Raw genomic sequence first — 14,897 nt, forward strand, 5'->3', positions numbered from 1 at the left:
TCCCGGGACGGATCACCTGGTGGGCGCTCTTCATACGGCCGGGCACTTCGCTGTACGCGCGCGCTGGTCAGCGGCGGATGAGGCCGAGGCCGACGGCGGTGGCGACGGCGGCGGTGCGCGAGTCGACGCCGAGCTTGACGTAGACGCGGGCCAGATGGGACTTGACGGTCCCTTCCGTCAGGTGGAGCCGCTCGCCCACGGCCTGGTTGGACAGACCGTCGGCGACCAGGGCGAGGACTTCGGTCTCGCGCCGGGTCAGTGCGGTCCTCGGCGTGCGCAGCCGGTTCATCAGCCGGTCCGCGACGGTGGGCGCCAGCGCGGTACGTCCCGCGGCAGCGGTGCGGACGGCGGCGGCCAGGTCCTCGGGTGGGGCGTCCTTGAGGAGGTAACCGGTGGCGCCGGCCTCGATGGCGGGCAGGGTGTCGGCGTCGGAGTCGTAGGTGGTGACGATCAGCACGCGGGGTGCGCCCGGGCGGGCGGTGATCCGGGCGGTCGCTTCGGCACCGCCCATGCCCCTGCCGAACTGGAGGTCCATCAGCACGACGTCGATGTCGCCTTCGCCGGCACGCGTGACGGCGTCCTCCGCGGTGGCCGCTTCGGCCACGACGACGAGGCCGGGTTCGGTTTCCAGTACGGCCCGCAGCCCGGCGCGTACGACGGGGTGGTCGTCGGCCAGGAGAAGGCGGACAGGTGCGTCATCGGTCACGCGTGGGCCCCGGGCTCGGTCCGGGTGGGCGGGGTGCGGGGGAGCCGGGCGGCCAGGGCGGTGCCGTGGCCGGGCGCGGACTCGATGGCCAGGGTGCCGCCGAGGACGTTCATGCGGGCGCGCATGGCCGCCAGGCCGAAACCCCCGCCCTCGGGGTCGGGGGCGGGCAGCCGGCCGGGATCGAAGCCGTGCCCGTCGTCGACGACGTCTAGGGCGACGTGGTCGCCGAGGTAGCCGAGAGTGACTTCGGCGGCGGTGGCCCGGGCGTGGCGGACCGTGTTCGCGAGGGCGGACTGGGCGACGCGCAGCAGGGCGACCTCGTGGGCGGTCGGCAGCTCGGTGGGGTCTCCGGTGAGGCGGAAGCGCGCGGTGAGGCGGTGGCGGGTGCCGGTGGTGGTGCACAGTCGTTCCAGGGCGTCGGCCAGGGTGGTGCCTTCCAGGGGCGGCGGGGTGAGGGCGGCGACGAAGCGGCGGGCCTCGGCGAGGCTGTCCACGGCGGCCTGGCGGGCCGCCTCGACGTGGCGGGAGGCGGTGTCGGGCCGGCCGGGCAGGGCACGTTCGGCGGCGCGCAGCAGCAGCTGGATGCTGGAGAGGCCCTGGGCGAGAGTGTCGTGGATCTCGCGGGCCAGACGCTCGCGTTCGGCGAGCACACCGGCGGTGTGCTGGGCCCGGGCCAGGTCGGCCCGGGCGGCGGTGAGTTCCTCGATCAGCTGACGGCGCTGTTCGCTCTCCCGGTACAAGGCCTGGTATCCCCACACCACCGCGACGGCGACAGCGGCGCCGAGCGCCGGGCCGATCGCCATGGCGGGGCCGAAGGAGTGCTGGTGGGCGGCGAAGCCGGCGATGGCCGCCACCGCGGTAGCGGTCACAGCGGCGAGGCCGGATCGGCGCGGCAGCAGGTGGAGCTGGAGGAAGTACAGCGGGAACGCCACCCATACCGCGTCGGGGGACAGGGCCAGCAGCACCAGCCACACGGTGCCCACGGCGGCCAGCCACCAGGCCGCGGCCCGCCGGCAGAGACGGACGCGGGGCAGGAGCGGCCCGGCGGCGTACACCAGGCCGCACGCCGCCACGGCGGCGACGATCGGTCCGGCGTGCGGCCGGGCGTCGGCCACGGCCCGGCCGGCGGCCAGGACGAGCAGGCCGATGACCAGCAGGTGCAGGCACCGGGCCAGGGCCCGGGTGGTCGGGGTCAGGTCAGGGGCGGCGGTGTTCACAGTGCGTACCAGGTTACGGAGGCCGGCGGCCGGGGGCCTCCATCGAAAGTTAGAACCCGTGTGCCGCCCTTCGGCCCGTGAAGTGCCGTCCTGCGCCGGACGCGGACACGGGCGGGTGGCCGCGACGGTGGAGTCGTACCGCTTCCCCATCGGAAAGAGCAGGCCGAGGCCATGTTTGTCGCCTGGAGAGATCTGAGGTTCGCCAAGGGGCGCTTCGCCCTGATGGGAGCCGTCATCGTGCTGATCACCCTGCTGGTCGGTCTGTTGTCCGGGCTGACGGCCGGACTGGGCCGGCAGAACATCTCCGCGATCACGGGACTGCCCGCCGACAAGATCGCCTTCCAGGCCGCCGGGAACGCTCAGGACCTGTCGTACGCGGACTCCACCGTCACCCGGCAGCAGTGGCAGCGGTGGTCCGAGGCGCCCGGGGTGGAAAGCGCCGAACCCCTGGGGATCACCACGACCAGGGCCACCGCCGGTGACAGGAGCACCGGGGTCTCGGTCTTCGGCGTACGGCCCGGCTCCCGCCTCGCCCCGGACGGCAGCAGGATCACCGAGAGCGCCGTGGTGTTGTCCACCGCGGCCGCCGACGGCCTGGGGGTGAAGGCCGGGGACTCCCTCACCCTCGCCGGCCGCCGGCTGAAGGCGGCCGCCGTGCGGGGCGACGCCCTCTTCAGTCACACCCCCGTCATCTGGACCAGCCTCGATGTCTGGCGGAAGACCGCGCCGCCCACCGCCACGGGCGACGGCCCCGTCGCCACCGTCATCGCCTTGAACACCACGTCCGCGGCCGACGTGGCGGCCATCGACCAGCAGGCCGGCACCCGGACGGTCTCCACCGAGGACTCACTGTCCGCGATCGGCTCCTACACCTCCGAGAACGGCTCCCTCCAGCTGATGCGCGGCTTCCTGTTCGCCATCTCCGCCCTCGTCATCGGGGCCTTCTTCACCGTGTGGACCATCCAGCGCAGCGGCGACGTCGCCGTCCTGAAAGCGCTCGGCGCCTCCACCGCCGGCCTGCTCAGGGACGCCCTCGGCCAGGCCGTCGTCCTGCTCGCCGGCGGCACTCTGACCGGCACCGGCATCGCCGCCGTCCTGGGCGCCCTCGTGGCCGGCTCGGCCGTGCCGTTCCTCCTCACGCCCGCCACCGTCCTGCTCCCGGCCGCCGTGATGATCCTCCTCGGCGCCCTCGGAGCCGGCCTGTCCATCCGCCGCATCACCTCTGTCGATCCACTGACCGCCCTGGGGAGCACCCGATGAGCCTTCACCTGACCGGCATCACCCTCACCTATCCCGACGGCGACAACGTCCTGACCGCGCTGGACCGGGTGCGCCTGATGGTTCCCCAGGGCAGCCTGACCGCCGTGGTCGGCCCCTCCGGCTCCGGCAAGTCCAGCCTGCTGGCCGTCGCCGCCACCCTGATCACCCCCGACGCCGGCACCGTCACCATCGACGGCACCCCCACCACCCGCCTGACCCGCGGCGAGCTGGCCGAACTGCGCCGCCGCAAGATCGGCATCGTCTTCCAGCAGCCGAACCTGCTGCCCTCCCTCACCGCCGCCGAGCAACTCCAGGTCATGGCCCAGATCGACGGCCGCAAACCCCGCACCGCCCGCAACCGTGCTCTGGAACTCCTCGACTCGGTCGGCTTGGCCGATCAGGCCGGCCGCCGCCCCCACCAGCTCTCCGGCGGCCAGCGCCAGCGCGTCAACATCGCCCGCGCTCTGATGAACGACCCCACCGTCCTCCTGGTCGACGAACCCACCAGCGCCCTCGACCACGAACGCGGCGCCGCCGTCATCGACCTGATCACCCGCCTCACCCACGAGCGGGCCACCGCCACGGTCCTGGTCACCCACGACCGCGCCCACCTCACCGCCGCCGACCAGACCGCCGAAGTCCACGACGGCCGCCTCCACGTGCCGGTACCCAACCGCTGAAACAGCAGCGCCACGTAGGCCGTGCCCGCCGACGCGGCGCGGCCGAGGTGCCGCGTGCCCGGTATCCGTTCCGTGCCGTACGACCGAGTCACCGGGCCGTTCCCCTCGCTCTCCCCGGCCGGTAGCGGGCCCGTGCTGCCGGACCCGGGCACCCGAAGCTCGTGCTCCGCCGGCTGACGGAGGCCGCAACTGACCGCCTGGCCTCCGGCCCGCCGCCCGCCGCCCGCCGGGGGTCGGGTCACGCCGCGTACCGAGGGGAATGCGCGACGGGCCTCAGGCCCGCCCGTCGGGGCATCGGACCGACTGCCCCGGGTAGGCGACCGCTGGCACTGTTCACCACCTGGGAGGCGTCATGGGACAGCAGAATCCGGATCAGCCGGTCAACCGGTACTGCAAGGCCTGCGGAACACCGGCCGGGGACGCCGGCATGTGCCAGCGCTGCGGGACCACCCTGACGCTGCCCGACGGCGCGGGACTGACGGAGGACGAGGGCGCCGCAGTCCGACGGGACTTCGAAGGGCGCGGCCAGTAGCGGACGCGCCGCCGCCCCCCTGACCGCGGGGCGGGCTGACGGCCGACGCGACCAAGCAGGAGTACGGCGGCCAGGCAGAAGGCGCGGACCAGCCGCAGCCGCTGTACGGCCCGTGTGCATCACGCTTGCTGCGGAAGCCTATCCCGCGGTATCGCCGTCGGGGAGTCGGCCCGGCAGCTCGCCAAGCGGCTGGGCCGATCTCCTTCGACCGTCCCCCGCGAGATCGCCCGCAACGGCGGCCGGGACCGCTACCGAGCTGCCTCGGCTGATGCAGCCGCCTACAAGCGCGGGCGCCGCCCCAAGCAGGCCAAGCTCGCCCAACGGCCTGCTCTTCGGGCCCTGGTGGAAGCCAAGCTGGCTCTGTGCTGGTCACCCGAGCAGATCGCGGGATGGCTGCGACGGCAGTTCCCTGGTGACGCCGCCATGCAGATCTCGCACGAAGCGATCTACCTCTCGCTCTGCGACCCCCGCCGGCGCCAGGCCATCGACCGTAGCCTCACCCAGCGGCTGCGGTCAGGCAGGCCCATGCGCCGCCCGAAGCTCGACCGCCGGCCCACCGGGCGGGGCATCATCCGCGGCATGGTGTCCATCACCGCCCGCCCCGCCGAGGTCGAGGACCGCAAGGTCCCCGGCCACTGGGAGGGCGACCTTGTGATGGGCACCCGGCCCTCGGCAGTGGCCACGCTGGTCGAGCGCACCAGCCGTTACACGGCCGTTGTCGCGCTGCCGGACGGCATCAAGGCCGAGCAGGTCACTCCCCACCTCACCAGGAGTCTCCTCGGCATCCCGCCCCAGCTACGAGGGACGCTCACCTGGGGCCGGGGCCGGGAGATCGCCGAGCACCAGGCCATCACCGCCGAGACCGGGATGCCGATCTACCTCTGCAAGCCACGGAGCCCATGGCAGCGCGGCACCAACGAGAACACCAACCGGCTGCTACGGCAGTACCTCCCCAAGGGAGCGGACCTCCGCACGTTCAGCCAGGCCGACCTGGCCGCCATCGCCCACGAGCTCAATCACCGTCCGCGCAAGACCCACGGGTACCGCACTCCGGCGGAGGTCCACGCTGACCTTCTGAACAGCAGTGATGCGCTGACCGCTTGAGCTCGCCATCGTTTGCCGACAGGCACAAGCTGGCCGACAAGGAATCTGGGGATCCGGTAGACGCAAATCCAGGACCGGTCGGCGAGGCCCCGGGCTCCACAGCGGCGGCCACTCATCGGACCGGCTCCGCAATGCCCCGCTCCTCGATCGATACTGCCGCCCTCCGCTACTCGGTGATACCGTATAGCGGTATTCGGTACCACGTAGTACTGACAGGCTGAGGAGCACCCGCGATGGACGACCTGACGGAGATGTTGAAGGGCACGCTCGAAGGGTGCGTGCTCGAAATCATCGGCAGCGAGGAAACCTACGGGTACGCCATCACCCGTCAGCTGAACGAGCTCGGCTTCACCGACGTCATCGAGGGGACGGTGTACACCATCTTGCTGCGGCTGGAGAGGAACGGGCTCGTCCAGGTGACGAAACGGCCATCCGGGGTCGGTCCGCCGCGCAAGTTCTACGCGCTCAACGACGCAGGACGCGAGGAACTCGCGAAGTTTTGGGCGAAGTGGCAGTACCTCTCATCACGCATCGACAGGCTCAAGGAGGGCGGGAGATGAACTTCTGGGAGAAGGTCACAGGCAGCGATCTCACCAGGGAATGGAAGGCGTTCGAGGCCCGGGTCGATGTCCTGCCGGACGACTACCGGGCGGCGTGGGGGCAGATCATCGCCCACCTTTTCCCCTACGGAGACTTCACCGGTCGCAACCTGATGCCGATCCTCGACTCCGCCCTGGGGCTGCTCGAAGTAGCAGCGGCGGACGGCCAGAGCGTCCACGAGGTGCTCGGCGAGGACATCCAAGGCTTCTGCACCGCGCTGGCCGGCGGAGCAGGGGCCCGGACTTATCGCGACCGGTGGCGCGAGCAGTTGAACAGGAACGTCGCGAGGAAATTGAGCCGGCTGGGAGGCTGACGTGAGCATTCAGGACATCATCGAAGGCAAGAAACAGTGGCGGGCGCACGTGGCTCGGGTCAAGGCACTCCCGCCGGACTACCAGATCGTCTACAAGGAGATGCAGAAGTACCTGTTCAAGGTCGGGCCGATCAGCCTGCCTGACGGGCCCCTGCTCCCCGGGATCGTCGACTTCTTCGAGGAGGGCGTCGCCGGTGGCAAGGGGGTTGTGGAACTCATCGGCACCGACGTCGCCGCGTTCTGCGACGACCTGGTCAAGGACTCCCCTACCTACGCCGATATCTACCAGGCATCCATCAACGCGGAACCCGGCACTGACGAGAAGTGACGCCCGCCGCCCGGGTCCGGGCCATCCCCGCCTCTCGCGTGGTGGTGGACGCGATCCGGGAACAGCACGGACGGGTCCGGGAACGCTTCGGTGGCGCGTGCCAGTGGCTGTTCCCCAAGGTCAGCGGCAACCCTGACGGAAAGTATCCGATGCCCTACGGCACCGTCGATACTCGATTCGACGCCTGGCTGAAGCGGATCCGCCTCGTCGACTCCAACGGCGACGCCGCCGCCGTCAGCTGGCATCAGTTCCGGCACACGCTGGGCACCAGAATGGCGAACGCGGGCGTGCCCGGGCGCACCATCCGCGAGGTCTTGGGCCACACCTCCTGGCAGATGCAGGAGCACTACTCGCGCATCGCGGACGACACGCTTCGCCGCGAGTACGAGGAGAAGTACGAGGTCCGCTTCAACCTCAAGGGCGAGGCCGTCAAGATCCACCGCGACAGCGACCTGTCCGGCGTCGAGTGGCTCGCCGAGAAGATCGGCCGCCGCCTCCACGCCGTTGCCGGCGGCTGGTGCGGACGGCACATCTCCCGCCCCTGCCCCAAGACCGCAGCCGATGGCTGCTACTTCTGCCAGGACTTCCAAAGCGACCGGCAGTTCCTGCCCATCCACCAGGACACCCTCGACCGCACTCGCGAACTGCACGCTGGCGCCACAGCCGCCGGCCGTTCCCGCGCAGCCGACCTCAACACACAGCTGGCCGTCGCAGTCGAGCATCTCATCACGCGCATTACCGAACGGGAGAACGACGGAGTCGCCCCGCCGCCAGACGACCTGCCTGGCGGCCCAGTCGAGACGAAGGGGGACGCAGATGCGGGCTGATAACTCGTCCCACCTGGCCAAGGTCGCACAGCAGCGCCGCCTGGACTGCATCGAGCGCGTCCAAGCCCCTGGGGGCCCTGGAACGCGACGGCGGAGCGGTGACCGTCGCCGGTGTCGCCGCACGAGCCGGGGTCTCCCGAACCTTCCTCTATGACGACGCCCAGGCCCCACTGCTGGCCAAGCTGCGAGAACTCGCGAACAAGCAGCCCGCTACGGGACGACCGGCCCTGCCCGACCACCAGCGCATCACCACCAAGTCACACGAGACGGTGGTGCGAGCACTGCGGGAGGCCAACCGGAAACTGAACGAGGAGAACGAACGGCTCCGCAACGAACTCGCCGTGGCCCTCGGACAGCTCCGCGACCTTCGCCGAGGTATCCCCGCCCCACGCGGTTAATGTCCGGTCTCGGGGTAAGGCGCGAACCGGCGGATCCGGTCCTGTTCGGCGGTCTCGTCGGAGGCGTCGAAGTGCCGTACCTGGTTCCACCAGCGGTTGTGGTCGTAGCCGTCGCAGTGGTTGAACTCATGAGCCGTACTCCGTAGCCGCTGCCACTCCCGCACGATCGCGGCACGCTGCCACGTCTCGGGCCGCTCCACCGTGAGGAGCGTGTACAGGAGCCCGGCCGAGTCGCCGACCAGGCGGAGCAGAGACCGCATCGCGAAGGACGTCTCACCGGTCTCCCCGACCTCCTCGTACACCCGCCCCAACTGGACGTTGAGGAACGTCTCCAAGGCGCGGACGTCCTCGGGCCTGAGGTCTTCGGCGTAGGTGAGGGTGCGCTCGGACGGCGGGTTCGTCATGCGGGTGGGGCCTCCCGTTCGTATGGTGCCAGTCGGATCAGCTCCGGTGACATCTGAGCAACTCTACGGAGAGGTGGCTGACACTGTCAGCCACCTAAAAGGCCAGCTCATCACGCCTACCGGGCACAAGAAGTCCAGATAACGGCCTGCTCATCGCTCAGAGATTCCACCGGCACGAGCCGGACCGTAGCCAGCCCCGGACCGGGCCCGGAGGCGTTTCACCGAACCCCAGCGGCGAAGTGGATCACTGTGCTAGACGGTCATGATCGTTCTCACCGATAGCCGCTGTACCTATGTTCCCCGAGGCCGTCGTCCGCCGGTCAGCCCGGCAAACGGACCGGCTGGGGTCCGCGCTGGCGTCCGGCCGTCCGTCTCGTGCTCGCCGCCCGGTCCGGCGCCCGGTCGGGCGGACGCCTTCGGGGACCTGCGCCGGACCTGGGATTGAACATGTTCAAAAAACAGGGCTACGCTGATGCGGAGGAAAACCGAGGGGGATCGATGAAGGTAGTGCTGCCCGGGGGAACCGGACAGGTGGGCACGATTCTCGACCGTGCGCTGTCGGCGGCCGGTCACGAGGTCACGGTATTGACCCGGCGTCCCGTGCGGGCGCACGACATCGGCTGGGACGGGGCCACGCTCGGCCGCTGGGCCGCGGCGATCGACGGCTGCGATGCCGTTGTCAACCTGGCCGGACGCAGCGTCTCCTGCCGTTACACCGCCGAGAACCTGCGGGCCATGATGAACTCCCGGGTGGATTCGGCGCGAGTGGTCGGCGAGGCGATCGCCGCCGCGGCGCGGCCACCGCGCGTCTGGCTCCAGATGAGTACGGCGACGGTCTACGCCCACCGCTTCGACGCGGCGCACGACGAGGCGACCGGGGTGATCGGCGGCTCGGAGGCCGGGGTGCCGGACTACTGGGCGTACAGCGTCGAGATCGCGGAGAATTGGGAGCGGGCGCAGGCCGAGGCGCCGACTCCCGAGACCCGCAAGGTGGCGTTGCGCGCGGCGATGGTCATGAGCCCGGATCGGGGCGGTGTGTTCGACGTGCTGTCACGGCTGGTGCGACTCGGGCTGGGCGGTCCGGTGGCCGGCGGCGCGCAGTACGTCTCCTGGATCCATGACGAGGACTTCGTGCGAGCGGTGGAGTTCCTGATCACCCGGGACGACCTCGAGGGACCGGTGAACCTCGCCTCTCCCGGCCCCCTTCCGCACCGCGCATTCATGCGGGCGCTGCGCACGGCGTGGGGCGTCCCGGTGGGGATGCCGGCGACGCGCTGGATGGCCGGGCTGGGGGCGTTCGCGCTGCGCTCGGACACGGAGCTGCTGCTCAAGAGCCGTCGTGTGGTGCCCGGCCGGCTGCGCGCGGCCGGGTTCGACTTCGCGTATCCCGAGTGGGAGAAGGCCGCTACGTCCCTCGTACGGCGGGCCAGGCTGGTTCGTGCGGCATCGGGCGAGGAGTTGGCACCTGCGCCGCGGCCACGCAGATCACTTTGAGACAGTCACGGTGGCTTCGTCCTTGCCTTGGGCCGAGCGTCATTACTGTGTGCTTGTGGATCAGCACATTCCGTGTCGATCTGTGCGAACCGATTCAGGCGAGCAGTGGCCAGGACTTGGACCGTCTGCGATGGGGCGGGGGCAGGTGCGGGCTGTGACTCTGCTGTGACAGCAGGCAGGAGCGCAGGATGGCGACAGAAGAACAAGCAGTGCAGGAAAGCGGCGTCCTCGAGGACGGCAGCCGGGCGACACCCCCGTCGCAGGAGGAAGTCGTCAAGGCGGAGGCGGCACGCAAGGAGCTCGGCGCGCGAGGCTACGCCGTTTCCGTCAAGACGTTCTGGTGGGGCTTTGAGATCCACCTCAACGCTGAGGCGGCCGCGTTGGCGGGCGACATCGCGGAACTGATCGGCGACGTGGCAGGGGAAGCGCTGCCGTCGCCGATGAACAAAATCGTTGAGGCGTACTGCAAGATCAAGGCGTTGTGGATCAAGGAGGTCGGCCAGACCTACGGCTGCAAGCTGGTCTCCCCCTGGATCGCTCCGGGCATGCTCATCCCGGTCAGCCTGAAGCCCAAGGAGGACACCAACCTGTGGTGGACGGTCTACGAGACCCGGGAGGAATGGAGCAAGGACGAGAAGTTCACCGCCCACCACAGCGCCTCGAACCCGGCGCTGGCCGAACATCAGGGCAAGCTGTACTGCGCCCACCGCGGCTCGCCGTCCGACTCCAGGCTCTGGTGGACCGTCTACGACCCGGACAAGGGGTGGAGCGAGGACACTCCGTTCGGGTCCCATTCGAGCGAAGGCGGACCGGCACTGGCCTCCTTCGAGGGACGGCTCCACTGCGTGCACCGGGGCAGCGGCAACGACAAGGACCTGTGGCACACCACCTTTGACCCGGCAACGGGAAGGTGGAGCGCCGACACCCGTCTCGGTGCCCACTCCAGCTCCGTGGGCCCAGCCCTGGCGGTGTTCGGCGGCAAGCTCCACTGCGTCCACCGGGGCAGTGACTCGGCGCATCTGTGGCACACCACCTGGACCCCATCCACGGGATGGACCCGCGACGTCAAGCTGAACGTCGGCACCTCGGCGAACCCGGCCCTGGCGGTCTACGACGGCAGGCTCCACTGCGTGTACCGCGGCAACAACACCACAGCCCTGCAGCACATCAGCTACAGCGCCGACGCCGGATGGGGTACCGAGCGCCAACTGGACGCCCATCACAGTCTGGAAGGCCCGGGCCTGGCCGTGTTCGACAGCAAGCTGTACTGCATCCACCGCGGCCACGGCGGCAACGACCAGAAACTGTGGTGGGCCACCTACACCACCAACGGCGGCTGGAGCACCGACAGGGACTTCCCCGCCCACTCCAGCGGAGCCGGCCCCGCGGTGATCGCCTACCGCGACAAGTACGGGGACAAGAACCAGCTCCTCGTCGTCCACCGCGGCTACGGCAACCGCGCCGCCGGCACCGACACCGCCGAAGACGAAGCACGCCTCACCGAAGAACAACGCGCATGGGCCGCAGAAACGGCCACATCCTGATCTGAGCCCAGGACGGATCCGGCGGAGGTCGTCCCGGGCGAGTGCCAGGCCACGGCCGGATCCTGCGACTGCACCCGATGGACGCGCGGGGGAAGGACGCCGAACGGCAGATCAGCCTCGGGGGAGGGTCTGCTGCACTTCTCCCTCCCGCATCCGCAGCGGCCGGCCAGGGACGTCCGGCGTCCGTGAACCCATCAGCGGTAGCACCTCGGATTCGGTGCTCTGGCTTTTCGACGCGGCGAGGCGGGTGAACTCCCACGGGTCGTGGGCCACGCACCGCGCTGCCCTGTCGACATCACCCTCGCCGCGCTGGGTGGTCGATGGACGCCGCTGGTACTGCGGGAATTCCTGCGCCGTGGTGAGGCCACGTACTCCGAGCTGTCCGCCGCCCTGCCCGCTCTCTCGGACAAGGTTCTCTCGGACCGGTTGGCCCAGTTGACCGGTGCCGGCGTCATCGAGCGTCACCGAACCGCCAGTTGGCCTCCCCGCGTCCGCTATGTCCTGACCGGCCAGGGCCAGGCGCTGGAGCCGGTGATGCGCAGTATGTGGGAGTGGGACAGGGCGCGATGGGACGCCCTTGGCTGATCGTCAGACCCGTCGGCCCCCCGCCGGCCCGCCGGTTCACGCTCGCTGCGGCTGGGAACGGGAAGAACCCCTGACGGGCGGGCGGCCCGGCAGGGGTCCTTGCGGGGGCGTGGGTCAGCCGTCCGACTCCGGCGACGGGATGTAGGCGCCGGGTACGTCGTTCGGGGCGTGGATCTTCTTCTCGCCGGGGTACGGGCGCGTCCAGTTGTGGGTCTGGTACCAGGTGAGGTGGTTCATCTGGGCCGGGTTGGCGTAGTCGGGGACGGCGTGGGGGCCGGTCAGGTGCTGCTTGGACTTCCAGGCGTCCCACGCTGCGGCGAGGGACTTCTTGTCCGCCGGTACCTTCGCCGTCGGTACGGCCGCCGCCTCGGGGTCCTGTGCGGCGGGGGTGTCCACGCCGCACGACGGCGGGGTCTTCAGGCCGTCGGTCAGTGAGGTGCGGTTGGGCAGGGCGGTGAACGGGGTGTAGTCGGGGTGCCGGGTGAACGCGCCCAGCATGGGGGTGGCCGCGCTGTCCTTCTGGTTCATCGGGTGGATCCCGAGGATCTGCTCGATGGTGCGGATCATCGTGATCTGCGAGTAGTAGTGGCTGTCGACGGTGCCGTGCCGGGCCCAGGGGCTGATGATCTGGACCGGGGCGCGGTGGCCGTCGACGTGGTCCAGGCCGGCCTGGGAGTCGTCCTCCACGACGAAGATCGCCGAGTCCTTCCAGTACTTGCTGTGGGAGATCCTGTCGACGATCTTGCCGGTGGCGAGGTCGTTGTCGGCGACCTGGGCGGCCGGGCTCGCCGGGCCGCCGGTGTGGTCGCTGGAGAGCCAGAACATGTTCAGGTCCGCCGGGCCGTTCTTCTCGAAGTCCTGCTTCCAGATCTGGTACCGGTACAGATCCGGGACGCTGGTGTCGAACTTGGGAAAGCCGGGCACCGAAACGCTGTTGAGCGACGGGATCGGTGAGGAGGAGTTCAGGGGGTAGGCGGTGGCCTGGCCGGTCGCGTCCATGTTCTTGGCGTCGCAGTACAGGTTCTGCCAGCTGGCGCCGGACGGCTTGGCCAGGAACTGCTGGAACTCGCCGAAGTCCCGCACGCTCTTGCCGGCCGCCTGCGCGCCCGTCCACAGGAAGCCGGTCTTCTGGTGGCCGAGGGCGTCGTCCTCGGTGTCGTAGCTGCGCTTGTACTCGCCGGCCGAGGACTCGGTGTACTCGGGGTTGTCGGCCTGCATGAGCCAGTTGTGGCCCTCGGCGGAGTTGGTGCCGATGTCGTAGGTGTTGTCGTACAGCCCGAACTGTTCGGCCAGGGCGTGCTGGTTCGGCGTCACGTTCTCGCCGAACTGCGTCAGCGACGGGTCGCCGTCGCCCTGGGGGATGTCGCCGAAGACCTGGTCGTAGGTGCGGTTCTCCTTGACGATCAGGAAGACGTGCTTGATCGTCGACTGGTCGCCGATCCGTGCCGGGACCGGCTGCGGCTTGGTGTGGCCGTGGCCCTTGGCCAACGGGACGGAGCCGGCGCTCCAGCCGTTCTGCTGGAAGACCTTGGCGGTCCGGGAGCGGATGACACGGTCGCCGGGCAGAGTGAACTGCGTCAGGCTGGAGGTCGTGTCGTGGGTGCCGCGGCCGGCGCTGTCGGGGCGGCGGGCGTCGACGCCGCGGGTGTTGGAGACGACGACCTTCTTGCCCACGGTGGTGATCTCGGCGGGGAAGTAGTCCGTCGGAAGGAGGCCGATGTAGCTGACCGGCTCCTGCGGGGAGGTGTACCGGTACACGGCGACGGCGTTGGCGCGGCCGAGCGTCACCAGCAGGTGGCCGTCGTCGGTGAGGGTCACGCCGTCGGGCTCGTAGCCGACCGAGGCCTCCGGCCACGGCTGGGTGGAGATGGTCTGTACGACCTTGCCGTCGGCGGTGTCGATGACCGACACGTTGTTGTCGGCGGTGTTGGTGACGAACACCGCGCCGCGCCGGGCGTACACGGCGGTCGGGTGCAGGCCGACGTCGATGGTGCCGACGGCGGCGGACGGGTCGGCCAGGTCGATGACGCTGACCGTGCCGGTGGTGGTGGCGCCGGTCTTCGGGTCGGCCGGCACCTGGGTGCCGTACGAGTTGAGCGTGGAGTCACCGGGCTTCGCGGGCCGTCCGCCCTCGTTGCCGACGTAGAGCTTGTCGCCGGCCCGGGCCATGCCGCGCGGGGCGTTGCCCACCGCCCAGCTCCGCTTGACGGCCCCGGTCGCCGCGTCGATCGCCACCACCCGGTTCTGGCCGTTGACCGCGGCGTACACGGTGGAGCCGTCGGCGGAGAACACCGCCGCGGCGACCAGGGCCTGCTTGTCGCCGTCGGCCGGGATCTTGACGGTCACCGGGTCGGTGAGGGTGCCGTCCGCGTTCACGGTGAATCTGGTGTACCCGTCGGCCTGGCCCAGCCACAGCTGCTTGCCGTCGGGTGAGTACGTCGGGCCTTCCTGGCCGACGGAGCCGCTGCTGATGCGCAGGTCGTCCGCGGCGTTCGCGCCGACACGCTGCTTGATCCGCCCGGTCGCGAGGTCCACGACGACCAGCGCGGCGTCGCCGTCGGTGAGCGCGGCGGCGAGGTGGCTGCCGTCCGGGCTGACCGTCGACGACATGATCTTGCCGTCGTCGATGACGAGGCGGTCGCCGTACGGGTCGATGTACTGGTCGGCGGAGACGACCTGGCCCCTGTCGGTGACCTGGCCGACCTGGTCGGTGCCGAACTGACGGGTCCCGGCGACGGCGGTGCCGGTGGCCAGGGCGGCCGTGGTGACGCATGCCGTGACCAGCGTGGCCCGGCGGCTGACACGTCTGCCCAGCAGGTCGTAGTACTTCTTCTCGGCCTGCCGGCGGCGGCGTGCTATCTGCATGACGTCATTCCTTCGCGCACTCGGGGGTTCGGGGGGTGGC

Annotated in this window: 16 protein-coding genes; 12 read left to right on the forward strand and 4 right to left on the reverse strand. The window is 70.3% G+C overall.

The window, feature by feature from the left end:
• Positions 1-67: 67 nt before the first annotated feature.
• Positions 68-706, reverse strand: a complete 639-nt coding sequence (locus ACGFT1_RS18010) for a response regulator (RefSeq protein WP_373909946.1) — start codon at positions 704-706, stop codon at positions 68-70.
• Positions 703-1,923, reverse strand: a complete 1,221-nt coding sequence (locus ACGFT1_RS18015; protein WP_373909947.1) for a sensor histidine kinase — start codon at positions 1,921-1,923, stop codon at positions 703-705. The genes ACGFT1_RS18010 and ACGFT1_RS18015 overlap by 4 nt, the downstream gene beginning before the upstream one ends.
• Before the next feature lie 171 nt (positions 1,924-2,094).
• On the opposite strand from ACGFT1_RS18015, the gene ACGFT1_RS18020 reads away from it, so the two are divergent.
• The 9 genes from ACGFT1_RS18020 (at position 2,095) to ACGFT1_RS18060 (ending at position 7,965) form a co-directional block, all read left to right on the forward strand.
• A complete protein-coding gene (locus ACGFT1_RS18020; RefSeq protein WP_373909948.1) occupies positions 2,095-3,183 on the forward strand; it encodes an ABC transporter permease in 1,089 nt (362 codons plus the stop codon).
• Positions 3,180-3,863 carry an ABC transporter ATP-binding protein gene (locus ACGFT1_RS18025; protein WP_373909949.1) on the forward strand — a complete coding sequence of 228 codons (684 nt, stop codon included), beginning with the start codon at positions 3,180-3,182 and terminating at the stop codon, positions 3,861-3,863. The genes ACGFT1_RS18020 and ACGFT1_RS18025 overlap by 4 nt, the downstream gene beginning before the upstream one ends.
• A 352-nt stretch (positions 3,864-4,215) precedes the next feature.
• On the forward strand, positions 4,216-4,395 hold the full coding sequence (locus ACGFT1_RS18030) for a hypothetical protein (RefSeq protein WP_373909950.1): 180 nt from the start codon (positions 4,216-4,218) through the stop codon (positions 4,393-4,395).
• A 114-nt stretch (positions 4,396-4,509) separates the two neighbouring features.
• A complete protein-coding gene (locus ACGFT1_RS18035) occupies positions 4,510-5,499 on the forward strand; it encodes an IS30 family transposase (RefSeq protein WP_373909951.1) in 990 nt (329 codons plus the stop codon).
• A 233-nt stretch (positions 5,500-5,732) separates the two neighbouring features.
• Positions 5,733-6,059: a PadR family transcriptional regulator gene (locus ACGFT1_RS18040; protein WP_053711998.1), complete on the forward strand. Its 327-nt coding sequence runs from the start codon at positions 5,733-5,735 to the stop codon at positions 6,057-6,059.
• Positions 6,056-6,412 (forward strand): DUF1048 domain-containing protein, encoded by a 357-nt coding sequence (locus ACGFT1_RS18045; RefSeq protein ID WP_053711997.1) that lies wholly within the window; start codon positions 6,056-6,058, stop codon positions 6,410-6,412. The genes ACGFT1_RS18040 and ACGFT1_RS18045 overlap by 4 nt, the downstream gene beginning before the upstream one ends.
• Position 6,413: 1 nt before the next feature.
• Positions 6,414-6,740: a DUF1048 domain-containing protein gene (locus tag ACGFT1_RS18050; protein ID WP_043230017.1), complete on the forward strand. Its 327-nt coding sequence runs from the start codon at positions 6,414-6,416 to the stop codon at positions 6,738-6,740.
• On the forward strand, positions 6,737-7,567 hold the full coding sequence (locus ACGFT1_RS18055) for a tyrosine-type recombinase/integrase (RefSeq protein WP_373909952.1): 831 nt from the start codon (positions 6,737-6,739) through the stop codon (positions 7,565-7,567). Before ACGFT1_RS18050 ends, ACGFT1_RS18055 begins: the two co-directional genes overlap by 4 nt.
• A 98-nt stretch (positions 7,568-7,665) precedes the next feature.
• Positions 7,666-7,965: a DUF6262 family protein gene (locus tag ACGFT1_RS18060; protein ID WP_373909953.1), complete on the forward strand. Its 300-nt coding sequence runs from the start codon at positions 7,666-7,668 to the stop codon at positions 7,963-7,965.
• Here the strand turns inward: ACGFT1_RS18060 and ACGFT1_RS18065 are convergent.
• Complete coding sequence (locus ACGFT1_RS18065; RefSeq protein WP_373909954.1) at positions 7,962-8,369, reverse strand: hypothetical protein; 408 nt, start codon at positions 8,367-8,369, stop codon at positions 7,962-7,964. The two genes, ACGFT1_RS18060 and ACGFT1_RS18065, sit on opposite strands and share 4 nt — an antisense overlap.
• Before the next feature lie 498 nt (positions 8,370-8,867).
• On the opposite strand from ACGFT1_RS18065, the gene ACGFT1_RS18070 reads away from it, so the two are divergent.
• The 3 genes from ACGFT1_RS18070 (at position 8,868) to ACGFT1_RS18080 (ending at position 11,992) form a co-directional block, all read left to right on the forward strand.
• Positions 8,868-9,863, forward strand: coding sequence for a TIGR01777 family oxidoreductase (locus ACGFT1_RS18070; RefSeq protein ID WP_373909955.1), 996 nt, complete (start codon positions 8,868-8,870; stop codon positions 9,861-9,863).
• A gap of 188 nt (positions 9,864-10,051) precedes the next feature.
• Positions 10,052-11,407 carry a hypothetical protein gene (locus tag ACGFT1_RS18075; RefSeq protein WP_373909956.1) on the forward strand — a complete coding sequence of 452 codons (1,356 nt, stop codon included), beginning with the start codon at positions 10,052-10,054 and terminating at the stop codon, positions 11,405-11,407.
• Positions 11,408-11,671: 264 nt separating this feature from the next.
• Positions 11,672-11,992, forward strand: coding sequence for a winged helix-turn-helix transcriptional regulator (locus ACGFT1_RS18080; RefSeq protein WP_373909957.1), 321 nt, complete (start codon positions 11,672-11,674; stop codon positions 11,990-11,992).
• A 114-nt stretch (positions 11,993-12,106) separates the two neighbouring features.
• Here ACGFT1_RS18080 and ACGFT1_RS18085 read toward each other — a convergent pair whose 3' ends face one another.
• Positions 12,107-14,857, reverse strand: a complete 2,751-nt coding sequence (locus ACGFT1_RS18085) for an alkaline phosphatase family protein (RefSeq protein WP_373909958.1) — start codon at positions 14,855-14,857, stop codon at positions 12,107-12,109.
• Positions 14,858-14,897: the final 40 nt, after the last annotated feature.

This window comes from Streptomyces sp. Y20, from assembly GCF_043195475.1.
In the GTDB taxonomy this organism is placed as follows: domain Bacteria; phylum Actinomycetota; class Actinomycetes; order Streptomycetales; family Streptomycetaceae; genus Streptomyces.